Source organism: Staphylospora marina (assembly GCF_003856495.1).
Lineage (GTDB): Bacteria > Bacillota > Bacilli > Thermoactinomycetales > Thermoactinomycetaceae > Staphylospora > Staphylospora marina.
In genome coordinates this window covers 1,286,522-1,308,556 of sequence record NZ_CP034118.1, presented here as the reverse complement: position 1 = coordinate 1,308,556, position 22,035 = coordinate 1,286,522, and the positions used below count along the sequence as shown (strand labels likewise).

Annotated in this window: 28 protein-coding genes; 12 read left to right on the top strand and 16 right to left on the bottom strand. The window is 55.4% G+C overall.

Features of this window, described 5'->3' with window-relative positions:
- Positions 1-139 precede the first annotated feature (139 nt).
- The 8 genes from EG886_RS06550 to EG886_RS06520 all read left to right on the top strand — a co-directional run bounded on the left by EG886_RS06550 (position 140) and on the right by EG886_RS06520 (position 4,858).
- The gene (locus EG886_RS06550; RefSeq protein WP_124727385.1) at positions 140-877 is read left to right on the top strand and encodes a pseudouridine synthase; all 738 of its coding nucleotides are present in this window, start codon (positions 140-142) and stop codon (positions 875-877) included.
- 295 nt (positions 878-1,172) lie between these two features.
- Positions 1,173-1,712: a hypothetical protein gene (locus EG886_RS06545; protein WP_124727384.1), complete on the top strand. Its 540-nt coding sequence runs from the start codon at positions 1,173-1,175 to the stop codon at positions 1,710-1,712.
- 16 nt (positions 1,713-1,728) lie between these two features.
- Positions 1,729-2,241: a hypothetical protein gene (locus EG886_RS06540; RefSeq protein WP_124727383.1), complete on the top strand. Its 513-nt coding sequence runs from the start codon at positions 1,729-1,731 to the stop codon at positions 2,239-2,241.
- The gene (locus tag EG886_RS06535) at positions 2,238-2,768 is read left to right on the top strand and encodes a hypothetical protein (protein WP_124727382.1); all 531 of its coding nucleotides are present in this window, start codon (positions 2,238-2,240) and stop codon (positions 2,766-2,768) included. Before EG886_RS06540 ends, EG886_RS06535 begins: the two co-directional genes overlap by 4 nt.
- Entirely contained in the window at positions 2,765-3,643 is an 879-nt protein-coding gene (locus EG886_RS06530; protein ID WP_124727381.1) for a hypothetical protein, read from the top strand. The genes EG886_RS06535 and EG886_RS06530 overlap by 4 nt, the downstream gene beginning before the upstream one ends.
- Complete coding sequence (locus EG886_RS06525) at positions 3,640-4,167, top strand: methyl-accepting chemotaxis protein (protein WP_124727380.1); 528 nt, start codon at positions 3,640-3,642, stop codon at positions 4,165-4,167. Before EG886_RS06530 ends, EG886_RS06525 begins: the two co-directional genes overlap by 4 nt.
- A gap of 22 nt (positions 4,168-4,189) precedes the next feature.
- Positions 4,190-4,360 carry a hypothetical protein gene (locus EG886_RS13700; protein ID WP_164491698.1) on the top strand — a complete coding sequence of 57 codons (171 nt, stop codon included), beginning with the start codon at positions 4,190-4,192 and terminating at the stop codon, positions 4,358-4,360.
- A 150-nt stretch (positions 4,361-4,510) separates the two neighbouring features.
- Positions 4,511-4,858, top strand: a complete 348-nt coding sequence (locus EG886_RS06520) for a hypothetical protein (RefSeq protein ID WP_124727379.1) — start codon at positions 4,511-4,513, stop codon at positions 4,856-4,858.
- Positions 4,859-4,902: 44 nt separating this feature from the next.
- On the opposite strand, the gene ku is transcribed toward EG886_RS06520, so the two are convergent.
- The 6 genes from ku to EG886_RS06490 all read right to left on the bottom strand — a co-directional run bounded on the left by ku (position 4,903) and on the right by EG886_RS06490 (position 10,190).
- Entirely contained in the window at positions 4,903-5,715 is an 813-nt protein-coding gene (ku, locus tag EG886_RS06515; protein ID WP_241154427.1) for a non-homologous end joining protein Ku, read from the bottom strand.
- Between the two features lie 22 nt (positions 5,716-5,737).
- Positions 5,738-7,174 carry a tetratricopeptide repeat protein gene (locus tag EG886_RS06510; RefSeq protein WP_164491697.1) on the bottom strand — a complete coding sequence of 479 codons (1,437 nt, stop codon included), beginning with the start codon at positions 7,172-7,174 and terminating at the stop codon, positions 5,738-5,740.
- Between the two features lie 116 nt (positions 7,175-7,290).
- Positions 7,291-7,674 carry an aspartate 1-decarboxylase gene (panD, locus tag EG886_RS06505; protein WP_124727376.1) on the bottom strand — a complete coding sequence of 128 codons (384 nt, stop codon included), beginning with the start codon at positions 7,672-7,674 and terminating at the stop codon, positions 7,291-7,293.
- Positions 7,675-7,677: 3 nt separating this feature from the next.
- Positions 7,678-8,535, bottom strand: coding sequence for a pantoate--beta-alanine ligase (gene panC / locus EG886_RS06500; protein WP_124727375.1), 858 nt, complete (start codon positions 8,533-8,535; stop codon positions 7,678-7,680).
- Positions 8,522-9,388 (bottom strand): 3-methyl-2-oxobutanoate hydroxymethyltransferase, encoded by an 867-nt coding sequence (gene panB / locus EG886_RS06495; protein ID WP_277423834.1) that lies wholly within the window; start codon positions 9,386-9,388, stop codon positions 8,522-8,524. Before panB ends, panC begins: the two co-directional genes overlap by 14 nt.
- Before the next feature lie 436 nt (positions 9,389-9,824).
- Complete coding sequence (locus tag EG886_RS06490; protein WP_124727373.1) at positions 9,825-10,190, bottom strand: NUDIX hydrolase; 366 nt, start codon at positions 10,188-10,190, stop codon at positions 9,825-9,827.
- A gap of 404 nt (positions 10,191-10,594) precedes the next feature.
- Between EG886_RS06490 and EG886_RS06485 the strand changes: the two genes are divergently transcribed.
- Complete coding sequence (locus EG886_RS06485; RefSeq protein WP_124727372.1) at positions 10,595-11,005, top strand: hypothetical protein; 411 nt, start codon at positions 10,595-10,597, stop codon at positions 11,003-11,005.
- 75 nt (positions 11,006-11,080) lie between these two features.
- On the opposite strand, the gene EG886_RS06480 is transcribed toward EG886_RS06485, so the two are convergent.
- Entirely contained in the window at positions 11,081-11,350 is a 270-nt protein-coding gene (locus tag EG886_RS06480; protein WP_124727371.1) for a hypothetical protein, read from the bottom strand.
- A 400-nt stretch (positions 11,351-11,750) separates the two neighbouring features.
- On the opposite strand from EG886_RS06480, the gene EG886_RS06475 reads away from it, so the two are divergent.
- Both EG886_RS06475 and EG886_RS06470 read left to right on the top strand, forming a co-directional pair.
- Positions 11,751-12,092 (top strand): hypothetical protein, encoded by a 342-nt coding sequence (locus tag EG886_RS06475; RefSeq protein WP_124727370.1) that lies wholly within the window; start codon positions 11,751-11,753, stop codon positions 12,090-12,092.
- Between the two features lie 118 nt (positions 12,093-12,210).
- A complete protein-coding gene (locus EG886_RS06470; protein WP_164491696.1) occupies positions 12,211-13,119 on the top strand; it encodes a TIGR01777 family oxidoreductase in 909 nt (302 codons plus the stop codon).
- Positions 13,120-13,236: 117 nt separating this feature from the next.
- Here EG886_RS06470 and EG886_RS06465 read toward each other — a convergent pair whose 3' ends face one another.
- The 8 genes from EG886_RS06465 to EG886_RS06430 are packed head-to-tail and all read right to left on the bottom strand — an operon-like array spanning position 13,237 to position 19,932.
- Positions 13,237-14,211: a biotin--[acetyl-CoA-carboxylase] ligase gene (locus EG886_RS06465; RefSeq protein WP_124727368.1), complete on the bottom strand. Its 975-nt coding sequence runs from the start codon at positions 14,209-14,211 to the stop codon at positions 13,237-13,239.
- Positions 14,192-15,415: a CCA tRNA nucleotidyltransferase gene (locus EG886_RS06460; RefSeq protein WP_164491695.1), complete on the bottom strand. Its 1,224-nt coding sequence runs from the start codon at positions 15,413-15,415 to the stop codon at positions 14,192-14,194. Before EG886_RS06460 ends, EG886_RS06465 begins: the two co-directional genes overlap by 20 nt.
- Positions 15,416-15,422: 7 nt before the next feature.
- Entirely contained in the window at positions 15,423-16,550 is a 1,128-nt protein-coding gene (gene bshA, locus EG886_RS06455; RefSeq protein ID WP_124727366.1) for an N-acetyl-alpha-D-glucosaminyl L-malate synthase BshA, read from the bottom strand.
- Positions 16,551-16,564: 14 nt separating this feature from the next.
- On the bottom strand, positions 16,565-17,308 hold the full coding sequence (gene bshB1, locus EG886_RS06450) for a bacillithiol biosynthesis deacetylase BshB1 (protein WP_124727365.1): 744 nt from the start codon (positions 17,306-17,308) through the stop codon (positions 16,565-16,567).
- Between the two features lie 30 nt (positions 17,309-17,338).
- Positions 17,339-17,740 carry a methylglyoxal synthase gene (locus EG886_RS06445; protein WP_124727364.1) on the bottom strand — a complete coding sequence of 134 codons (402 nt, stop codon included), beginning with the start codon at positions 17,738-17,740 and terminating at the stop codon, positions 17,339-17,341.
- The gene (locus EG886_RS06440; RefSeq protein ID WP_164491694.1) at positions 17,737-18,732 is read right to left on the bottom strand and encodes a 1-aminocyclopropane-1-carboxylate deaminase/D-cysteine desulfhydrase; all 996 of its coding nucleotides are present in this window, start codon (positions 18,730-18,732) and stop codon (positions 17,737-17,739) included. Before EG886_RS06440 ends, EG886_RS06445 begins: the two co-directional genes overlap by 4 nt.
- A gap of 20 nt (positions 18,733-18,752) precedes the next feature.
- Positions 18,753-19,550 (bottom strand): 4-hydroxy-tetrahydrodipicolinate reductase, encoded by a 798-nt coding sequence (gene dapB / locus EG886_RS06435; RefSeq protein WP_124727362.1) that lies wholly within the window; start codon positions 19,548-19,550, stop codon positions 18,753-18,755.
- 49 nt (positions 19,551-19,599) lie between these two features.
- A complete protein-coding gene (locus EG886_RS06430) occupies positions 19,600-19,932 on the bottom strand; it encodes a nucleotide pyrophosphohydrolase (RefSeq protein ID WP_124727361.1) in 333 nt (110 codons plus the stop codon).
- 303 nt (positions 19,933-20,235) lie between these two features.
- On the opposite strand from EG886_RS06430, the gene EG886_RS06425 reads away from it, so the two are divergent.
- Positions 20,236-21,123 (top strand): YitT family protein, encoded by an 888-nt coding sequence (locus EG886_RS06425; protein WP_124727360.1) that lies wholly within the window; start codon positions 20,236-20,238, stop codon positions 21,121-21,123.
- Between the two features lie 47 nt (positions 21,124-21,170).
- Here EG886_RS06425 and EG886_RS06420 read toward each other — a convergent pair whose 3' ends face one another.
- Positions 21,171-21,977, bottom strand: a complete 807-nt coding sequence (locus EG886_RS06420) for a sporulation protein YpjB (RefSeq protein ID WP_164491693.1) — start codon at positions 21,975-21,977, stop codon at positions 21,171-21,173.
- Between the last annotated feature and the right edge of the window lie 58 nt (positions 21,978-22,035).

Below are 22,035 nucleotides of genomic sequence, written 5' to 3'. Positions count from 1 at the left end.
GGTCGCATCCCCGAATGAATCCCCCGGCGCGTCGGAATCAGGGGAAAGATGCCGTTGCGGACAACCCGGCTCGTTTTTTGCGGCATGCCGAGTACAATGGTATGATGTCAGTTGAAATCCATCGACGGAGGAATACGGAATGACCGTACATAAACGGCAACGCTTGGACAAAATGCTGGCACACATCGGCTTCGGCACCCGCAAGGAGATCAAGAAGCTGATCAAGGAAGGCCGGGTGACCGTCAATCACGAGGTGGCGGGAGACCCGGGCATGCATGTCACCCCGGGAGCCGACCGGGTGGAAGTGAACGGAGAACTTGTCATCTATCGGGAACACATTTATCTGTTGATGAACAAGCCGGAAGGTGTCATCTCGGCGACCGAGGACCGTTACCAGGAGACCGTGATCGATTTGCTGGAACCGGAACACCGCGTGTTTGATCCTTTCCCGGTCGGAAGACTGGACAAGGACACCGAGGGTCTCCTGATCCTGACCAGCGACGGGAAGCTGGCCCATCAGCTCCTCTCTCCGAAAAAGCATGTTCCCAAAGTCTATGAAGCCACCGTCGCGGGAAGAGTCACCGAAGAGGATGCGGAGCATTTCCGGCAGGGGGTCAAATTGGATGACGGATACGTCACCATGCCCGCCGAACTGGAAATCCTCGAATCAGGCCCCGTGTCCCGCATCCGGCTGACCGTTTACGAAGGCAAATTCCATCAAGTGAAGCGGATGTTTGAAGCGGTCGGCAAAAAAGTCACCTTTCTGAAACGGGTGGCGATGGGCCCCTTGGTGCTGGATCCCGATCTCGAACCGGGAGAATACCGGGAGTTGTCCGAGGAAGAAGTAAATGCACTGAAAAACGCCTCCTCCGGATGACAGAGAAGGCATCGATGACAAAACGGTGGTTTTGTCATCCGTATCGGGGCGTTTTTCCCTTTTTCTCACCCTTTTTGAACCGATTTTCAACGAATTTTTTCAGATCTTGCAAAACCGGCGGAAGCCGGTTTTTGTATTTCTCGGGATCTGCTGAATTTATGAAGAGTCGACCGTCAGAATGATTTATTTTATTACAATATTCCATTATACTGAAAAGTACATTCATTTCACTTTTGGAAACCTCTGCCGGTCCGGAGCAGCCGGTTTTCACGAAGCAAAAAGGAGGTTTCACCGGATGCGTTGGAAAAAGGCGACATTCATCGTCACGGTCAGCACCGTTCTCCTGCTGACGCCCGTCTCCCTGCTTTCCATCCCCCCCGTTTCCGGATGGGTCCAAAAGTGGGATTTGTCCGCAAAGCTGAAGAGAATCGGTGACGACACCGAGCGAATGGCAGAATTTCACGCCAACATCCTTCATGCATTGCAACGAATCGACGACAAGTCGGCATTGAGCCGGAACCTGCATCAGCATCTCCAAAGCGTACAACAGGCCGCGACGGCCGAAGGCAAACTTGTTTCTGCCATCCGGGACACCACCGGAGAACAGGCGTCAATCGGCGAGGAATGGAACCGTCTCACCCGATCCTTGGCCGGTCTCATGCAAACCGTTTCCGGACAGGCTTCCATGCAATCCGGAATGAGCCACGAACTGAACAAAGCCATCAAAGGCACGGAAAAACACCTGAACGAAGCCATGAACGCAAACGCCACGTTGGAGCAAAAACTGAGACAAGCGGCGGAAAAAAGCGAAAAAGCGGCGGCTTCGATGCCTTGACGGGAGAGGAAACACGGTGTTCAAAAAATTTCTCGGAACCATCGGAATCCTGTTGATCAGCGGATTTCTCGTCACCAGTCTCAGCATGACCAGAGAGCTGAAAAAAATCGACGAGGACATGGAACAAAACATCGATTTGCTGCAGGAACTGATTCTTATTCAGGACCGGATGATTTCCAACAGCGGGGAGCTGCCCGGCATCAACCGGACCCTGACGGAAATGGAGGAATCTTTGGACCGGACGTCGACACATGCCGAGGAATCGCTGACCTTGCTTTCGGAGATCTTGGACAAACACACCGACAACCTGGCGCTGAACGTACAATTGGCACACTCATCCGCCCTTTCCGGGCGTCGGCTTCATGAAGTGAAAACGGCCCTCGAAGACATGTCCCCGCATCTGAATCAACTGGAACAACTGCTTTCCCGGCTGGCATCGGTCAGCGACCGGGAGCGTCAACATCTTGAGCGAATTCTCGCAGCCGCCCGAAACATGAACCGGAAAACACCGGAGGTGAATCTGCCGTGAATTTCTCCGGCGGTCTCAGGATTCTGTTGACGCTCATTCTCGTCCTGTTGGTCGGAAACACTTGGCTCAGTCTGTCCGTACAGGCCCGACTTGCCGAAAAATCGGTCGAGCTGGAACAACTGCTCCGCGAATCCACGGGCAAATCGGAAAAAGTCAACGAGCAGCTGGACCAGATCCGGAACATGGAGGAAAAAACGGCGGCGCTGAGCCGGAAAATCACGACATTGCTGGATCAAACCCGGAACATGGAGCGGGAATGGAAACGGCTGGACTCCGTGGTGTCCTCCATCAATCAAACCGTTTCGCGTGTCGGCGACCAAACGGCAGGCACCGTCCGGGAGCTGGAGCAAATCCGGAACTTGCTCGGAGACCGATTGAACCGTCTCGCTTCCATGAGAGATGCCCACCGGAAAGTGGAATCCACGCTGGGGAACATGAAGTCGATCCAAGGGAACATCAACTCGGAGCTCAAGAGTATCAACCGAAAAACGGATTGGATCCCGGAGAAAGGAGGTTCCACGCAATGAAAAATCTCCCGGGGATCCCCCTTCAAGACCTGTTGCGCAAATGGCGGAAACTCGCCTCCCGCTTCGGGCTTGCGGGATTTTCCGCAAAAAAAGCCGTTTTTTGCGCCGGGATGATCCTGCCTGCGATTCTGCTTGCAATCTCCCCGGCATGGTCCGAAAAGCAGCTCCTGCCTCAACTGGCATCGCTCAACATCCTTTCCGCTTTTGACAATTTGTCCGGTCTGACGAACAAAATGGCGGAAAACACGGCGCTCCTCCATCAGGAAGTGGCCAGGGCGAATGACCGGATGCAGACGGTGGACCGGCAAAAACAATTGCTGGGGGCCCAGCTTCAGACACATGAACGCATCCGTCAGGAACTTGACCGCCAACATTCCGGAAACAACACCGCCAATGAATGGATGAACAAGATCATCGAACAACAATCGAAAACGGGCGAACAAATCCAAAAAGCGTCCGGACAAAGCAATGCCATCGTCAAAAACATGGACGAGACATTGAAGCACATGAAAACCATGTCGGAGTTGACCGGATCCATCGGAAAAACGAGTCAGAGCATGAACGGGAAAATGGACTCGTTGATTGCGGAACTGGACAAATCCGCGGAAAACATGCAATATTTCTCGAGAATTCCCGAAGCCATCGACCATTTGAAGAAAACCGAGCCCCCCGCTCCGCCCGACAAGCCGAAAAGTCCCGATCAACCGCAAAACGGAAAACAATCCCTTCTTCCGCTCAAGCCGAAATTGCCCATTCCGATTGAAATCCCCGGGCTCTTGGAACCTGAGATGCCGGAAGAAGGCGGAAATCTCATCACCGATTTGCTCGACTCACTCCTTTCTCCGCTTCTCGGACTCGGAGGGAAAAAGCAATGAAACAACCCGTTTCCACATGGATCTGGATTTCGCTGCAACTCGCTCTTCTCGGACTCTTTGTCTGGGGCATGATTCTGCAAACCCGGATCCAGAACCAAACCAACCAAACCGTGCAGCGAGTGAGCGAACATATCATACGGGCCCGTGAACTGTCCAAGGAAACCAATTCGGTTCTGCTCTCCCTGTCGCGAACCACCGACCTGATGGAAACCATCAATGAAAACCTGCAATCAACCGAACAAACTCTCCGCAGCATGAACAGCGGGATTGCACGGGTGGTCGGGAGTGAGAAGCGCATCGTCGCCAACCTGGAAACATGGCATCATCACGCGGACAACATGTCCAAAGAATTGGCGTCGATCTCCGACCTCCATCGCCAACTCTCTCCCGTCGCCCGAACCGTGTCCGAACAAACCGCCAAGGAAGACAAATGGTTGAAAGACCTGGCATCCCTCACGGACGAAACCGTCAGACAGTTTCGGATCCTCAACGGGAAACTGGCCTGGCTGGGCTTGCTGCCCTGAACAACAAGGAAAGGAGAACCTCATGTTTGGATGGCTCTATTGGGTGGCGTTGACCGGAATCCTCGGCATGACCGTCCTTGCGCTCCGCGACTGGTTTCGCGGAAACCCCGTCATCCCCCATTTGATCCGCATGACCGGAATTGCCGTGGCTTACATGATCTTGGTCATGATCGGCGTATGGTTGGACGGTTAGGGCCGATCGGATCCCCAAACATGAAACGGACCGCCGGGCTCCGGCGGTCTGTTTTTGCCTTCATCGGCGTCCGTCCGTCTTTCGGCTGATATTCACGTCCACGCTTACATAAGATTCATAGGAGCCGCTATTCGGACGGAGGTGGAACCCATGAGAAACCGGGTGACATTGATGTTGGGCGGCACGCTCGCGGCCGCCAACCTCATGCTGCTTTCCCTGATTGCGGGATCACGGCTGGTCGTTTTGCCGAAAGAAGTGGCATCCCAGGCCAAGCCCGCGGACATGATTCCCCGGAGCGAAATCCAAACCGAACGCGTCTCGGTGAAGGAAATCCCCGCCCGGAAAGAGGACAACGTTTCAAGCGACGGGCATTGGGTGGTTGAACACTGGAAGGAATATGAATACCGGTATGACGCGGAAGGCCGGTTGACCGAAAAAATCCCCACCGGTCAGGAATCCGTGCTTCGATACTGGATCCCGGAAAAAGAAACCCCTTGATGTCACTTCGGATCCCGAACCAGGGCAAAACGCGTTTACATCTATTACGAGGTCGCTTTCTTTTTGGCGGCCGGTTTTTTCCTGCCGGACGTTTTTGTTTTCCGGGCGGCATCCAGGCTCGCCTGCAACGCTTCCATGAGATCGACCACATTTTCGGTCTTCCGGACCGGTGCTTCCACCACTTTTTCATCGGAAATCTTTTTCCGGAGAACGTCTTCCACCGCGTTTCTGTACTCATCCCGGTACGCGGCGGGATCGAAAGGCACGGACAGCTGTTCGATCAACTGAACGGCCATCGTCAATTCCTTCTCATTCAGCTCGTGTGTTTCCGGAACAAACGGAACTTGCTTCACATCCCGTACCTCATCCGGATAGAAAATCGTTTCCATTACGAGACAATCGCCGTACACGCGAACGACGGCCAATTGTTCCTTGCTGCGGATCGTGATGCGGGCCACGCCGATTTTCCCGGTGCGAATCAGCGCCTCTCTGAGAAGGGCATAAGCCTTGTTGTTGGCATCCTGCGCTCCCAGATAGTAAGTTTTGTTGAAATAGACCGGGTCAATCTCCTTGAGCTCCACGAAATCGATGATTTCTATGGCCTTGTTGTTCGCCGGGGCAAGGGCCGCCCAGTCTTCATCTTCCAAAACCACAAATCTTCCTTCTTCGTATTCATATCCCCGCACCACTTCGCCCCAAGGCACTTGCCGGTCGCAATTGGGACACATGCGCACGTTTTTGACCGGAGTCCGGCATTCCCGGTGCAGGTATCGGAATCTGACATCTTTTTCTTCGGTGGCCGCATACATCTTGACCGGGATGTTGACCAAACCGAAGCTGATGGAGCCTTTCCACATGGTATGCACGTCCCATCACTCCTCACTTCAGCGGAATCAGTTCCCCCAAACGCTCTCTGATCACTTCCGGTTTTCCCTCCGCCAGATGACAAACGCCTTCAAAAAACAGAGGATCCCGCCAGTGAGGCATCAGTTGACCGGCCATCCGGAAATGATCCGCCGCTTGCCGGGTGTTTCCGGATTCAAGCAGAATCCTCCCCTTCTGGTAATGTCCCATGGCCCGGAACTCCCGTTTGTCCATGTTGATCAACCGCTCCGCTGTTTCAATGGCACCGCTCGTTTCCCCGATATCCGCGGACAGCCGGGAACGGGCCGCCAGCCAAAACGGTTCCAGATCCGGGATGTCAGCCAACTTGGCCAGCGATTTTTCTGCCCGGTCGAGATCTCCTTCGGACAGCGAAAGCCATGCGTGGGTGAACAGGAGACCCGGGTCGTCCGGAAACAGAGACAGCCCCTTTTTCAACCACATAAAGGCTTCCCCGCGGTTTCCGCCTGCCCACAAATTCCAAGCGATGCCATGATACGCCCCCGGACACTTCGGATCGGCTTCCAGGAGACGGTGATACCATTTGAGCGCCTCCTCGGGATGCCCCATTTCCTCCCAGTCGTGAGCAATGCTCTCGATGATGGCGGGATGGTTCGCCTTTTCGTAACTGGCCATGCGCCAGAACATGACGCTTTCCCAAAGGCGGGCCTCCCGGTAACAGGCGGAAAGGTAGTACATCGCTTCCCAATCATCCTCATGAAGAGATATGGCCTCATAAAACCGGGGAATCGCTTCATGGTATTCTCCCAGGCGATAATGGCATGCCCCCAAATTGAACCGGCTGTCCGCGTCGTCGGGACACAGTTCCGCTGCCTTGGAAAATTCGCGGATCGCCCGGCGGTCGTCTCCCGTCCTGACGGCCACGCATCCGAGCATGTGTCTCGCAAATCCGACAAACGGAGCGGCATCCGCCGTTTCCGCCACCAATCTGAACTGCGTTTCCGCTTCCTCCGTTTTTCCTGACTGGAACAGTGTCAATCCAAGATACAAGCGTCCCAACAGGAAATCCGGCTCATGTTCCACCAGCTTTCCCAGCAGCTTTTCCGCTTCTCTGTACATGGTGAGCCCGTAATATCCCTGTGCCTGCCGAAACCGTCTGACTGAAGCATCGCTGATCCATACTTCGTCGGTCTCCAATGCTTCTTCGGACAGTTCGGGATGCTCCGCCAGCAATGCGGCGATCCGCTCTTCCGCCGACGCCCAGGCATGAAGCATCCGGTCACAGGCTTCCTTCAGCCGCATCAGTTTCTTTCTCCATTTGGGTCTTTCCGATGAAGGACATCCGGGATAACCGTTTTCGATTTCCCGCAGCTGACCGTCCATCTGTTTCAACCACTCATTGTGCAACATTTTCATCCCCTCCGCCCGTCCGGTCATGTCACGAAAAGTATGTTCCCGCAGGAACCGCTTCATTCCAAAACAAAACCCTCCCGGACAAACCCGGGAGGGCCAAGAGTGTGGATGCATTTGAAAACCGGACAGGCGGAAAACGGACCGGCCGTCCGACCGTCGGGAAAAGAGCTTGCCCGTCACAAAACGGTGGCGTGCTCTTCTTCACCGATCAACTGAACCACTCGGTTATCGTCATCCATGATGGCGATTTTGGGACGATGGGCGCGAATCTCGGATTCGTCCATCATGGCATAGGAAATGATGATCACTTTGTCTCCGGGTTGGACGAGTCGCGCCGCCGCCCCGTTGAGACAGATGACGCCGCTTCCCCTTTCCCCGGGGATCACGTAGGTTTCAAAACGGGCTCCGTTGTTGTTGTTGACGATTTGCACCTTTTCGTTGGGCAGTATGTCCACCATCCGGAGGATTTCTTCATCAATGGTGATGCTGCCCACGTAATTCAGATTGGCTTCCGTGACGGTGGCGCGATGGATCTTCGCTTTCATCATGGTGCGAAACATCTCTCATCGTTCCTCCTTTGCGTCAAACAGCAAGTTGTCGATCAGCCGGGTTTTCCCGAACCTTACGGCCACCGCCACGATGAATTTCCCGTCGTGCAGCGTACCGAGGGGTTTGAGATCCGGCCAACTCCACGTCTCCACATAATCGATGTCCGCGTCCGGTACCGAGGAAATTCTCTTCCGGACAAATTCCGTCATCTCTTCCGGGGTGTCCAACTCGCCGCTTGACCATCCGTCACGGGCTTCAAACAGCGAACGGCTGAGGATCCGTGCCTTTTCGCGTTCTTCGGGAGACAGATACACGTTGCGCGAACTCATCGCCAATCCGTCCGGCTCGCGAACGGTCTCGCACGGAACGATTTCCACCGGAATATGCAGATCCCGGACCATTTTTTGGATCACCGCCACTTGCTGGGCGTCTTTCAAGCCGAAATAAGCCCGGTCCGGTTGAACGATGTTGAAGAGCTTCGTCACGACCGTGGCCACCCCGGCAAAGTGCCCGGGACGGGACACTCCGCACAGCCGATCCGTGATTTCACTCACTTCCACCCGCGTCAACATCGGTTCGGGATACATCTCCCGGACGGAAGGATGGAAAAGAACATCCACCCCCGCTTCCCGGGCCAGTGCCGCATCCCTCTCCAAATCCCGGGGATACCGGTCAAAATCTTCATTGGGGCCGAATTGAAGAGGATTGACGAAGATGGACATTACCACCACGTCGCACTCCGCCTTCGCGCGTTTCACCAAGCTGAGATGCCCCTCATGCAGATACCCCATCGTGGGGACGAAGCCCACCGTCCGCGCGCGATGAGGTTTCAATTCCCGTCTGAGTTGCCGGACAGTATCAATGAGTTTCATTCGTCTCTTTCTCCTTTTTTCCACCGTACAGATCCGTCAGCCACTCTCCCGTCACACGGGTGAAATGGCCCTCTTCCGGAAAACGACGTTCTTTCACTTCCCGCACATATTCGGAAATGCCCTCACGCATCACCCGGCCCGCTTCCCGGTACACCTTCACGAAAGACGGATGCCAACCGCCGGGAATGGCCAACAAATCATGATACACCAGCACTTGTCCGTCACAATGCCGCCCCGCCCCGATTCCGATGACCGGCACGGACAGTTGTTCGGTCACCAACTGCGCCAGCTCTTCCGGCACGCACTCCAGCACCAGCGAGAAGACCCCCGCCTCCTCCAGCCGCTTGGCATCTTCCAGCAGCTTTCTGGCCGCCTGTTCATCTCTCCCCTGGATCCGGTAACCGCCCAACTGATTGACCGATTGCGGGGTGAGGCCGAGATGTCCCATCACCGGGATTCCGGCGGAAACCAACCGTTCCACATTGGACAAGACGGTTTCTCCGCCTTCCAACTTCACACCGTACGCCCCGCCCTCCTGCATCAGACGGGCAGCCGCGCGAAGCGTCTCGTCTCCGGACAAATGAGCGGTCATGAACGGCATGTCCGCCACCACCATCGCCCGCGAGGCCCCCCGGGTCACCGCTTTGGTGTGGTGCAACATGTCTTCCAAAGTCACCGGAATGGTGGAGTCGTATCCCAACACCACCATTCCCAACGAATCGCCGACCAACAAAATGTCAGCCCCGGCCTCCTCGGCGATTTTCGCCGTCGGATAATCATAGGCCGTGATCATGGCGATCGGTTCTTGTTCCTGTTTCATGCGCATCAGCGTTCGGGTCGTCACACGCTTCACGGATGTTCCCTCCTCCTTGAAGTGAGGACGGGGATACAGAGAAAAACAAAGCACCTTCCAGTCACAAAGGGGACTGAAAGGCGCTGCCGCCATCGACATGGTCACCTCTGTCTCCGTCCCTTCGGCTCGAAGCAGAATCAAAAAATTCATTCCAAGGTTTTTCAGGCGTTTGAAACCAGTGCAACTCCAGAAACTGGATGTCGCCTGCCGCCCTCCTTCAGGTTATCGAATTTTTGACAAAAATGCAATGGAATACTTTACTGAGTTAAAAATATCCGCGTGGCGGCGATCACTGGCCGGATTTCATCATGAGTGCGGATATTTGTTTGCGGTGCAAACTTGTTTACCTTATTTGCAAATAAGTTGTGTGCCTGCTCCGATGACGCAACCCGGTCCCGACTGAGAAATGCATCTTCGCAGCGACAACGGTGCCTGGTCATTTCAGGAAGCTTTTCGCCAAGTTGTATGCAAACACGGTGAACAACCGGCGGATCCTTCCCTCCCTGATCATTTTCTCGAACTCTGACACCGGAATCACCAACCATTCCACGTGTTCGGCGGGATCCAACCTTTGCTCGCCGACTCGATAACAATCCCTGAGCAAAAAGGTGGTGATCGTATTGTTCGACACGGCGGGATTCGTATAAAAGGTGCCCAGTTTCAAGGGGACCGTGTCGGATGTATAACCGGTCTCCTCACGCAATTCCCGCAAGACCGCAGATTCAGGCTGCTCATCGTTCTCCACTTTTCCCGCGGGGATCTCCTCCCGCAGAACCCACTGACCGCGAAACGACAGAGCCATGTACAGAAACCGTCGTGAAGATGGAGCAGAGAGTCCGCAATGATGAAATTTGAAATAATCACACACACAATCCTCCTGATGACGATTCCGGCCGCACACAATTCATCTGCATCCTGAATGATTTTTTCATTTTCATACGAAACGGAACATGAATGACAAGATCCATCACCATCCAAACCCATGTTTCTTCGCGTACGATACATCAACTGCTGAATCTGTTTTGTTTGAATTTTTCTTTTTATTATTTTTTCTAAAAAATCCGGTTGTTGTCAATTCAAGTATATGTTAAAATTAAATCGTACCAAACATTTGGTCTGAATCAACAACCGGGGGACCCACCAAAAGACGACCGACTTCTCGAGCAAAAGATGATGCTTCCCGAGAATCCGAAGGAGGGACCATCGATGATCAAGAAACTGGTCGTATCGCTCGGGGCGTTCATGCTGGCATTCGGGATGTTCTTTGGAGCAGAGGCGTTTGCAGCGTCGTATCTGGGATCTGGATATTGGCAAACGGAAGACGGGAAATGGGATTTCACCCTTTCCACCACTTCATCGGAACCGAACGTGCAGCTCTCCATTTGGGCTGTTGATCGCATCAACATCAATAACGGGGTGAAATCTCCACAAGATGATTTCTCTCCCCTGTCCGTTCGTCTGTGCAATGCGTCAACCGGAAATTGCACGGCATACAAAAGCTTCGCCTCAGGAGTTGTCTATTTCACCAACATGAAAGCCGGAACGTATTATGTGGACATTGTTGACAGCTGGCCAAACTATCGTTTTGAGGGATTGATTGATGTCTACAGATACTGAATGATTCATCAACAACGGGCATTGGAGGGGATCCCTCCAATGCCCGTCAAGTGCGGTTTTTGGTCACCAATCTTCTCATTCGGCTTTCCTGCGATCTTTGCGAGTGTACTTGGCGGATCTTTCCTTGACCTCCTCCAAGTACACTGCCAGTTCCTCTTCGGTCGGTTGCGGGATTCCTTCCCGTTCCAAAAGTTCCACGGTTGCCCTGCGAATCAGCTGATTTAAAGGGAGCCGGGTTCCCTCCTTGCTTTCAAGCCGATCCGCCAGATTCTCCAGCCTCCACAACAGCGTGTAGGGAAATGTCACCCACAGACGATGTACGTCAACTTCCTTCCGTCTGGACATCCTTCGATCCTCCTTGCCCTCCGATCAGGGATCATCGACACGGTTTCCAAAACAAGAGTAATTGATCATCATCAATTATCGTCTCAGATCAGTCCGGCAATCAAGTATTCTTTGTTATTGAATGGTGCATGTACCCGCTGCACCCGCCGGATTCCGCTCGACTCCTTTCAGCCCGGCAGCCCGTTGAAACCGAGAATTTCATGATCCTTTTTTGCCGGAACCTGCAAAAGGGGTCTTTACTTTTTCTGCGAAATTATGTATTAATGACAAAAGGAACTGAACTTTTTTCGCCCAACCAGTCCATCCAGTCTCTTGGCCCACTCCGTTTGCAGACCGGAAACAGGGGGCTTTTGTTTTTTGGTGCCCTGTCCGGAATGACTGCCCTGGAAGGTGATGTACATTGTTCAAGACCCTGGTTTGGGAAGACGATAAATACAAGATCGAAATCAACAACCTCCGGGCGGTGGCCTATGAGAAGGAGTCCCAGGAAATCCTGGCAAGTCTGGTCCCCATGGGAAGCCCGGAGTATCTGATGGACATCCTGAAACAGCTGTTGGCCTACCGGGAACTGGGCAATCCGACCACGGAACTGCTTTGGGAAAACGAGCAGTACCGGTTGCGCGTTCATTTCTATGACAACTACGTGGATTTGATTGACAAACGAAGCGACCGGACGGTGGCCGAATTTCCCATCAACATTGATTCGATCAGAATCCTGAAAAAAGTGATCGCGTTTTTGTGACGTGTTCCGATCCGCCAACCCCCGCCCTCATATGGGACGGGGGTTGGTTTTTTGATTGAAAATCAAAACCATTTTTCCGAAAATGAGAGTGACACCTTCATCATCGGGGGAATGGACATTGCGGATTGCCATCACAGGATCCAGCGGACTGGTCGGAACTTGCTTGGTGAATGCGTTTCTGAAAGACGGACACGATTTGCTGCTGCTGGTCAGAAAGCCGGGGGCCGGAGATCCCCGATGCAGACACTCGTTGTGGGATCCGGAACGCGGAGTGATTGACCGGGACGCTCTGGAAGGCATGGATGCCGTGATCCATTTGGCCGGCAAGAGCATCAACGGAAGATTTACCCGCAAACACAAGGAACAGGTACTCTCCAGTCGGGTCAAGGGCACCACCCTGCTGTCAGACACGCTGGCTTCATTGAAACGACCTCCCCGGGTGTTCCTTTCCGCATCCGGAATCGGTCTCACCCACCAATACGATTTGGTATCGGATGAATCCAACTCGTTGGGAGACGGGTTTCTTCCCACGGTGATCCAACCATGGGAAGCCTCGACACAACCGGCGATCCAGGCCGGCATCCGCACCGTACTTTTGCGCTTTGGAATCGTGCTTTCCAAGGACGGGGGAGCCCTGAAGCAAATGCTCCCCGTGTACCGCATGGGACTGGGAGGAAAAATCGGCCACGGAAAGCAGGTGATGAGTTGGATCTCGATTGAAGAGATTCCCCACATCCTTCGATTCCTGATGGAACGGGAAACCGTTTCCGGCGTGGTCAACATGACCGCTCCCCGTCCGGTCACCAACGAAGAGTTTGTCCGAACGCTGGGCAAAGTGCTCGAAAGACCCGTTCTCTTCCCGGTTCCCGCTTTCGCGATCCACCTTCTGTTCGGGGAAATGGGTGAAGAACTGTTGCTCAAAGGCAATCCCGTATTGCCGAAGAAATTGCTGGACGAGGGCTACACGTTCCGTCATCCCGAGTTGGAACCGGCCTTGCGACGGATATTGGGCCGCGAATCCGGCTAAAGGGAAGTCCCGACCCGTCATCACCGACACTTGTCGGCGGTCGGAGTGACGCATTCGCCCGCACCGCTTCACACAAAAAACCGGCTGATTTCCGGGATCAGCCGGTTTGTTTGCTTTTCAAGGAACTTCGATTTCCGCGGAGTATACCGCCACCTCACCGCCTTGGGTTCGGATCAGCAAGGCCCCCTGATCGTTCAACCGCTCGGCCACACCGATGACCGTTCCCTGCGGAGTTTTCGCTGTCACTTCCTGTCCCAACATTCCCGCCGCCCGTTCCCAGGCTTCACGTACCGGAGAAAACCCTTCCCGCAAATACAGGTGATACACATCTTCCAGTTGCTTCAGGATCGCCGCCAACAGAGGAGCGCGGTGAAACTCACCGCCCGCCTCCACGGCCAGCGAAGTGGCAATCGGTTTCAATTCGGGGGGAAAGTGTTCTTCCCGTGCATTGACGTTGATGCCGATTCCCAGCACCACATGATCGATCCGGTCCTGTTCTCCCCGCAGTTCGGTCAGGATGCCGCACACTTTTTTTCCATGGATGAGCAGGTCATTGGGCCATTTGATGGTGACCGGCAAGCCCGTGAACTCCCGGATTCCCAGGCAGACCCCCACCGAAGCAAGCAATGTGAGATGGGGGGCTTGAGCCAACGGGATGGGCGGCCGAAGGATCAGGCTCATCCAGATCCCCGCACGCGGAGGTGAATGCCAGCTCCGTCCCATTCTTCCCCTGCCCTGGACCTGTTCTTCCGCGATGACCAGAGAACCTTCCGCCGCTCCCTCCCTCGCCCACTTCCGGGCAAGGATCTGGGTGGAAGGGGTCGTCGGTTCGTACCGGATCTCCCTTCCGAAGCTCCGGGTGGTCAAATGAGGCAAAATCTCTTCCGGAGCGATCCGATCCGGTCGATGGACAAGCCGGTATCCGCTGCGCGGCCGGGCTTCGATTTCGTACCCCTCCCGCCTGAGATCCTCCACGTGTTTCCAGACGGCCGCGCGGCTGCAACCGGCCAGGCGGCTCAATTCCTCACCGGACAAAAAACGGTCCTTGTGTTCGATCAACAGGCGCACAATGTCATGTCGAATCGACTGCAAGTTCAGCCCCTTCTTTCAACAATGCATCTTCGTCGCAAGGAATCAGACCGAGTGCGGTCCGACGGGTGAGTTCGCGAAGCACCCTGCCCACCCACGGCCCGGGAGGAAGACCCGTGCGGCGAATCAGAGCCGTGCCGTCCACGGGCAGATCTTTGACCGATTTCACCGGCATTTCCTCGTTCCATCGGGTCCATGCGGCATCATTCGGCTCGACGTCTTCACATCCGCGGATCCACACGGCCAGCTTCCGTGCGTCCAGTATCTCTTGCAAGGAGTGGGTGAGGAGCATTTCTTTCCCTTCATGTTCCCCGACGGCACGCCAATTCCCGCCCAATTCCATGCATGTGCAGATGGTTTTGATGTCGTCGCCCGACATTCTGAGTTGACGAAGCCTGGATCCGGCCTCTTCCGGACGGGTTCCGCACACCCACAGAAGCCATGTCCATCGAAGATGAGGATCCCGACTCAGATCAAACGGTTTCACGAGTTCAGGCGTCAGGGAGACATCCGATTCCCAGCGAAGAAACGGAGGCAGCCCGCGGATCAGGCCGGTTCGGAACAATACTTCGATGCCCGGTTCCACCCGCTCCGCTTTCCACATTTTGCCGATTTCCGACGTGACCCGTTCAACGGACAGATGCCGGCACTCCCGATACATCCGTTCGATCGCCGTCCAGGCCTTCGAATCCAACCGGAAACCGAATTGGGCCGCAAAGCGGGCGGCCCGCAACATCCGGAGAGGATCCTCCCCGAAACGTTCGCACGGATCTCCGACAGTCCGGATGAGCCCCGCTTCCAGATCCTTCAGGCCCCCGAACGGATCGATGAGCCGACCGCTGCCGTCCATGGCCATGGCGTTGATGGTGAAATCCCTTCTGGCAAGATCCTGACGGAGTGACCCCACGAATTCAACGCGGCTCGGCCTGCGATGATCCCTGTATTCCCCTTCCACCCGGAACGTGGTCACTTCCACCGGAAGATCGTTCATCAGAACCGTCACCGTTCCGTGCTTCAGGCCGGTGGGAATGGATCTTTCAAACAATTCGCGGACCCGTTCCGGACGGGCGTCCGTCGCAACATCGTAATCACCGGGTACTCTGCCGAGCAATTGGTCACGCACGCAACCGCCCACCAGATACGCTTGATGACCCGTGCTTTCCAACGTCCTGATCACTTCAAGCGCCGCCTGTTTCCGTGTGTCCACTCCGATGTCACTCCCGTTTCCCTTCAAGCACTTCCCGGTACAACTCTTCGTATTCTTTCACAATTCGCAGACCGCAAAACTTTGTCTTCACCCGCTGGAGACCGGCTTCCGAAAATTGTCGGGCCAATGCTTCGTTCTTGAGCAGTCGGACGGCGTCCATGGCCATTTTTTCCACGTCTCCGACCTCGGACAGGAATCCCGTGACGCCGTCCTCCACCACTTCGGGAATGCCCCCGATGTTGGATGCAACGGTCGGAACCCCGCAGGCCATCGCTTCCAATGCCACAAGACCGAAACTCTCTTTGGCCGAAGGAAGCAGGAGAAGGTCCGCCAGGGAAATCAGTTGGGAGACCTCATCCTGGTTCCCCAAAAAGATCACTTTGTCCTGCAACTCCAACTCATTGACCCTCTCCATCACTTTCGGCAATTCCGGGCCTTCCCCGACCAACAGAAGACGGGAAGGAATTTCCCGGTTCACCCTGTGAAAGATCTCGATCACGTCCATCGGTCTTTTTACCGGCCGGAAATTGGAGATGTGAAGAAGAAGCCGCTCTCCGGGGTAAATGTACCTGTCACGCAGAGACGACATGTCCTTGGGATAGTACACCCGGGAATCCACAAAGTTGTAAATGCGCCGGATCGGAGTATCCACACAGAACAACTCCCGGGTCTGGCGAACCAGCGAATCGGACACGGCCGTCACGGCATCGCTCCTTGAGATGCCGAAACAGATCACGTCTTTCAGGCCGGGATCTTCGCCGAGCACGGTGATGTCCGTTCCGTGAAGGGTGGTCACCACCTTGAGATGATCCCCCACCATCTGTTTGGCCAACACGGCGGCGATGGCATGAGGAACGGCATAATGCACATGAAGCAAATCCAGCCGGTAAGCCTTGGCCACCTGAGCCATCCGACTGGCCAATGCCAGATCGTAAGGAGGAAATTTGAAAACGGCGTATCGATTGGCCTCCACGCCGTGGTAACGGATGTTCTGGTGGAACCTGCCCAAGCGGAACGGCATGTCATACGTGATGAAATGAATGTCATGCCCCCGTTCGGCCAAGAGTTTGCCGAGTTCGGTGGCCACCACGCCGGATCCGCCGTGGGAAGGATAACAGGTGATTCCGATGCGCATGAAAAGACCTCCGATCAGAATTTGCCGGGCGGAAGAGCCCGGAACTGCGCGGGCAACAGCAGGGATTGGCGAATGGGTCTGGGACTGACCAACGCCTCTCCGTACATGCTGCCCACCTGCTGTCCCCAAAGTTGATCCCGCCCCCGGATCATCGCCAGATACGCGGGATTGTTCAACGGGGTGGAGACTTCCCCCGACTGACGATCAAACTGGCTCCGGTATGCCAGAATCGCATTCACCTTGATTTCGTAAAAGTCCGAGATGTCCACGATGACATCCGCCGGATGGATGTCATTGATGAAATAATGGTACACCTGCGGAACGCGATGCGGTGCTTCGTCACCGGGGGTGCGGATTTTGCGGATCGCCGCGTCAAACACGGCATCTTTCACCAATCGACTGGTCATCACATGATCCGGATGGCGATCTTCAAAGTACGGAGACAACACGATTTTGGGTCTGAGCTGGCGGATCACCTGGGCAATCTTCAGCACCTCTTCCCTGTCTCCGCGCAGTCCCCGATCGGGAAATCCGAGATTGATCAACTTTCGCACACCCAGAATGCGTGCCGCCTGTTTGGCTTCCATTTTGCGGATTTCCACGGTGCCGTTCGATGAAAGTTCGGCATGGGTCAGGTTGCAAATCGCGATGGAAAAGCCCGCCGCGGCGTGCTTCGCCAAGATGCCGCCCACTCCGATTTCCACATCATCCGGATGGGCACCGAAAGCCAGAATGTCGACCGAATTTGTGCCTTCCACGGTGCTCCCTCTTTCCCTCAGTTGGTTCCTTCAGCGTTCGTTTTTGCTTTCCCTCCAGGAAAGCTCTCCCCGCTCCACCGCCCGGATCAGGATTTCCGCGGAAGCAAGATTGGTGGCCACGGGGATGTCGTGCACATCGGCCAGCCGAAGCAGAGCCAAAATGTCCGGCTCATGAGGCTGCGCCGTGAGCGGATCCCGGAAAAACAGGATGAGATCCATGCGGTCTTCCGCCACAAGGGCACCGATCTGCTGGTCACCGCCGAGCGGGCCGGACAGAAACCGCCGCACGTTCAGGCCCGTGGCTTCCATGACCCGCGTTCCGGTGGTACCCGTCGCAAACAGACTGTGCCGGCGCAGGATCGGTTCATAGGCGAGGCAAAACCGGATCATTTGCTCTTTCATCCGGTCGTGCGCAATCAATGCGATGTTCACGATCCATCATCCTCCTCAAAAGAAGCGGCATGCGCAAAAACAGCCGGCAATCCCCCCGTGTGCCAGAAGAGGATCCGTCTGCCGGCCATTTCTCCCCTCCGGATTCGTTCCAGCATCCCGGCCAGCGCTTTTCCCGTGTACACCGGATCGGCAAAGATCCCTTCCGTTCTGGCGAGCAACCGGATGGCGGCATTGCCGGCTTCCGAAGGGACCCCGTATTTCGGCCCGAAAAATCGGTCATCCACCTCCACTCCGGATTCATCCGGCGGCGGTGTGACACCGATCCAGGCAGCCAGATTCTCCGCATGCCCGCGGAGTTCGGGTATCGCCCGTTCTTTCGTTTCCCAAACGCTGATCCCGGTCAGGCGTGTCTTCGATCCGTCCAGGAAACCCCCGATCCAGAGGCCGGCCAGCGTTCCGCCGGTACCCAGCGCCACCACGATTTCATCAAAGGGCGGAATGCCCATTCGTTCGCGTTGGCTCTCCAGTTCCCGCCACGCCAGCACATACCCCCAATCCCCGACCGGGGTTGATCCGCCGACGGGAATCACGTACGGGTTCAGACCGGCGGAGCGGGCGTTTTCCGCTTCTTCCTCCATGGCCTCCAGCAATCCTTTCGTTCCGTACTTGCCGGTAAGGATCACCTCGGCCCCCAGAATCCGGTCGAGAAGAAGGTTCCCCTGCATGGGACCCGTTCGCCGTCCCGCAAACAGAAGCCGCGCTTTCAGTCCGGCGGCAGCCGCCGCCGCTGCAGTCAGCCTGGCGTGATTGGACTGCGGACTTCCTCCGGTAAGCACGAGATCGCATCCGCGATCCAATGCTTCCCCCAGCAGGAACTCCAACTTTCGCAGTTTGTTTCCACCCACACCGATCCCGGTCAGATCATCGCGTTTGATCCAGATTTCCGCTCCGGCATGCTCCGAAAAACGCCGCAGGGGTTGAAGCGGCGTTTCACCGGTCAAAATGGGAAAACGGGGTGTCTCCTTTTTCACGATCCGATTCTTCCCCCATGTCATTCGAGAATGTTCTCCAAACCGTAAACGAGGCCGTCCAGCTGCAACACTTTTTCGATGGCCAGTTTCACTCCCGGCATGAATGACTCGCGATTGAACGAGTCATGACGGATCGTCAGCAGCTGTCCATGCCCTCCAAACAAAACTTCCTGATGGGCCACCAGGCCGGGCAATCGCACGCTGTGAATGCGAAAGCCTTGCACAAACGCTCCGCGAGCGCCGTCGATCCACTCCTCTTCATCCGGATGTCCCTGCCGGAATTCCGGACGGTTTTGGGCGATCATTTCCGCGGTTTTCACCGCCGTACCGGAAGGTGCATCCAGTTTCCGGTCATGATGGGATTCAATGATTTCCACGTGAGGCAGGTATTGTGCCGCCTTCCGGGCGAACATCATCATCAGCACCGCCCCGATGGCGAAATTGGGTGCGACAATGGCCCCCACTCCCCTTTCGGCACACAGGCGCGCGATTCCGTTCAAATCGTCCCGCGACAATCCGCTGGTTCCCACCACCGGCCGAACTCCTGCACGGATGGCCAGTTCCATGTGTGCCTTGACGGCGTGAGGAACGGTCAAATCCACCAGGACATCCGCCTCGGTCTGCTTGAGAGCTTCTTCGACCGACCCGACCAACGTCACGCCGAGCGGCCCGACCCCTGCCACTTCGCCGGCATCCTCCCCTTTTCGGGAACGCGACACCCCTCCCACCAAACGAATTTTGTCTTCATTGCGGATCATTTTCACGACTTCTTGTCCCATTCTGCCGCTGGCACCCGCGACAATCACACGAATCGCCATGATGCATACCCCTTTGCTGCCATTCTTGCCGCTTATGATGACCGACGTCTTACGGTTTTTCGATGCGAGTCCACCGGTTGGCATCCCTTGTCCGGTATTTTTGCATCACTTCATCAAAAGCTTCTTCCAGACTGATCCCCAACGAATTGGCAAAACAAACCACGATGAACAAAATGTCTCCCAGCTCGCCGGAAACGGTATTTTCCTTCTCCCCGGGTTTTTTCGGCTTTTCTCCGTACAAGTGATTCACTTCCCGGGCAAGTTCGCCGACCTCTTCGGTCATTCTGGCCAACATGGACAACGGTTTGAAATACCCTTCCTTGAACTGGCTGATGTATTCATGCACTTCCTGCTGAATGTCGCTCAACGTCTTGCCTGCCATGCAGCCATCACCCTCCATATTCTCTATCATGTTAACCGATGGAAGCAGAAAAAAACAATGCCCCGCCCCACAGCTTGAACCGTCGGTTCACGGAGATTCGGAGAACCCCTTTTTTCCGACGGATCGCCGCAACCACAGACAGAAGCGTTTGCTTGCGATCAAACATGATGTTCCGGAATTGACCGCTCCAGTGAATGTTGGACACACGGTGCCACGGTCATGCTTTACCGCATTTTCATTGATCCTGCAAATGGAAGGATGTATGATAGATGAGGATATTTGCAGACAAAGAGGCGAACGAACATGAAACAGGGGAAACTGCTCAATCACACAAAAAACATCGCGGCCATTTTCTTGGGCGCGCTGATCTTCTCCGTCGGAATCAATTACTTCGCCATTCCCGCCCAACTGGCGGAAGGGGGCCTTACGGGCATCGCCCTGTTGGTTCACTACTGGCTGGGCTGGGATGTCGGGATTGTCATATGGACGCTGAACATTCCGCTGCTCATCATCGGTTGGCGCGAACTCGGCAAGCGGACCTTCATCTATACCGTCATCGGCATCAACGCGCTGACCCTGATGCTGAGCCTCACCGAATTCCTTCGACACCAATGGACCGGGCCGGTGGAAGATTTCCTTCTCTGCGCCCTGTACACCGGTGTGATGGTCGGTCTGGGGCTCGGCCTCATCTTTCGCGTCGGCGGCACCACCGGCGGCGTGGACATCATCGCCCGATTGGCCAACAAATGGTTCGGTCTCAGCATCGGGAAAACCATGTTCCTGTTTGATTTCGCCGTCATCGGATGTTCCGTCTTCCTGATCGGCATCAACAAAGCGATGTACACGCTGGTGGCGGTTTTTGTGGGAGCCCGCGTGGTCGACTTCGTGGTGGAAGGGCTGAACGCCTCCAAAGCGGCCACCATCATTTCCAATTGTCCGCACGAACTGGCCCGGGCCATCACCCAGAAGATGAACCGCGGAGTCACTTTGCTCAAGGGACGCGGAGGATATACCGGACAGGAGAAAGACGTTTTGTATGCGGTCGTCGCGCCGAACGAGCTTCCCAAGTTGAAGCGGATCATCAACAAAACGGACCCTTACGCGTTCGTGGTGGTTCACGATACCCGGGACGTGCAGGGAGAAGGTTTCACATACGACAACCCCGACGAAGTTTCCGCGGAAAAAGAATGAACCGTCAAAACACCCCGTTTCCGGGACTCCCGGGAAACGGGGTGTTTTTATCCGGTTCCGCCTGATGCGACGGTTTGCCGGTATTTGTTCCAACTGGCCCAAGTCAAGGCGGTGGCGGTGAGCATCCCGAGCCACAGGGCAAACCTCCAGGTGACCCGTTCATCCCATCCCGTCACCACGGCCATCACTTCTTTTTCCGTACCGAAGAACAGGGGTTGAAGCAAAGCGAGCCACTGATCCGCCGCGTACCGGATCTCCTTCCAGTCTTGCGCTTTTTTCAGAAAAGCCATCAACGAATCCATGCGGGACACGACCGCGGGACTTTTGGCCACCACCAATCCCGGACGAATCAACCGATACTCTTGTTCCAACCGTTCGAGAGCCGTGTCGTATGCCTCCCGCCTTTGCATCCGGATCGGAAGCAAGAGCGCTTCCGAGTGTTTCCTGATCGTGTCATAAGACTCTTTCCACAAAGGCTGGTGGGGGTGAGCCGCAGCATCAAACGCGATCACCAACTGCCGGGCGGTCCGGAGGAGACCGGTTTCATCCGGGCGAACCCGGTTCAGTTGCCGCTCCATTTCCAACAATGTTCCGGACAAAGCATGGATGGCATCGACATGAAGGTGTTTTCCGGACAAATCGGCCCCTGAGAACCGGCGGGAAAGAACGGCCAACTGGTCACGGGCGGACACAAGATCTCCCCGGATCACGAGTTCTTCCACCTTGCGTGCCAAATTCGCCCATTCCAAGGCTTCCTGAGGGGCTTCCGTCGCCGCTTCAACCACCGGCACACTTCCCCACATCAGCCAAACGGACACCAACAACAGAAGTCCTCCGGACCAACCCTTGCCCACAACCCATCGCCTCCGCAAAACCTCTTTGTCCAAATGTATTCGGGTTGTCCGGCTTTTT

Excerpts from the sequence above, each read along its gene's own strand:
- EG886_RS06530 (WP_124727381.1), top strand. The coding sequence starts at position 2,765 with ATGAAAAATCTCCCGGGGATCCCCCTTCAAGACCTGTTGCGCAAATGG.
- EG886_RS06525 (WP_124727380.1), top strand. The coding sequence starts at position 3,640 with ATGAAACAACCCGTTTCCACATGGATCTGGATTTCGCTGCAACTCGCT.
- dapB (WP_124727362.1), bottom strand. The coding sequence starts at position 19,550 with ATGGCGATTCGTGTGATTGTCGCGGGTGCCAGCGGCAGAATGGGACAA.
- EG886_RS06510 (WP_164491697.1), bottom strand. The coding sequence starts at position 7,174 with ATGAAGCGGTTCCTGCGGGAACATACTTTTCGTGACATGACCGGACGG.
- panD (WP_124727376.1), bottom strand. The coding sequence starts at position 7,674 with ATGTTTCGCACCATGATGAAAGCGAAGATCCATCGCGCCACCGTCACG.
- EG886_RS06545 (WP_124727384.1), top strand. The coding sequence starts at position 1,173 with ATGCGTTGGAAAAAGGCGACATTCATCGTCACGGTCAGCACCGTTCTC.
- EG886_RS06520 (WP_124727379.1), top strand. The coding sequence starts at position 4,511 with ATGAGAAACCGGGTGACATTGATGTTGGGCGGCACGCTCGCGGCCGCC.
- EG886_RS06550 (WP_124727385.1), top strand. The coding sequence starts at position 140 with ATGACCGTACATAAACGGCAACGCTTGGACAAAATGCTGGCACACATC.
- EG886_RS06430 (WP_124727361.1), bottom strand. The coding sequence starts at position 19,932 with ATGGCAGGCAAGACGTTGAGCGACATTCAGCAGGAAGTGCATGAATAC.
- EG886_RS06480 (WP_124727371.1), bottom strand. The coding sequence starts at position 11,350 with ATGTCCAGACGGAAGGAAGTTGACGTACATCGTCTGTGGGTGACATTT.
- panC (WP_124727375.1), bottom strand. The coding sequence starts at position 8,535 with ATGAAACTCATTGATACTGTCCGGCAACTCAGACGGGAATTGAAACCT.
- EG886_RS06425 (WP_124727360.1), top strand. The coding sequence starts at position 20,236 with ATGAAACAGGGGAAACTGCTCAATCACACAAAAAACATCGCGGCCATT.
- EG886_RS13700 (WP_164491698.1), top strand. The coding sequence starts at position 4,190 with ATGTTTGGATGGCTCTATTGGGTGGCGTTGACCGGAATCCTCGGCATG.
- EG886_RS06490 (WP_124727373.1), bottom strand. The coding sequence starts at position 10,190 with ATGGCTCTGTCGTTTCGCGGTCAGTGGGTTCTGCGGGAGGAGATCCCC.
- EG886_RS06485 (WP_124727372.1), top strand. The coding sequence starts at position 10,595 with ATGATCAAGAAACTGGTCGTATCGCTCGGGGCGTTCATGCTGGCATTC.
- bshA (WP_124727366.1), bottom strand. The coding sequence starts at position 16,550 with ATGCGCATCGGAATCACCTGTTATCCTTCCCACGGCGGATCCGGCGTG.
- ku (WP_241154427.1), bottom strand. The coding sequence starts at position 5,715 with ATGTGGAAAGGCTCCATCAGCTTCGGTTTGGTCAACATCCCGGTCAAG.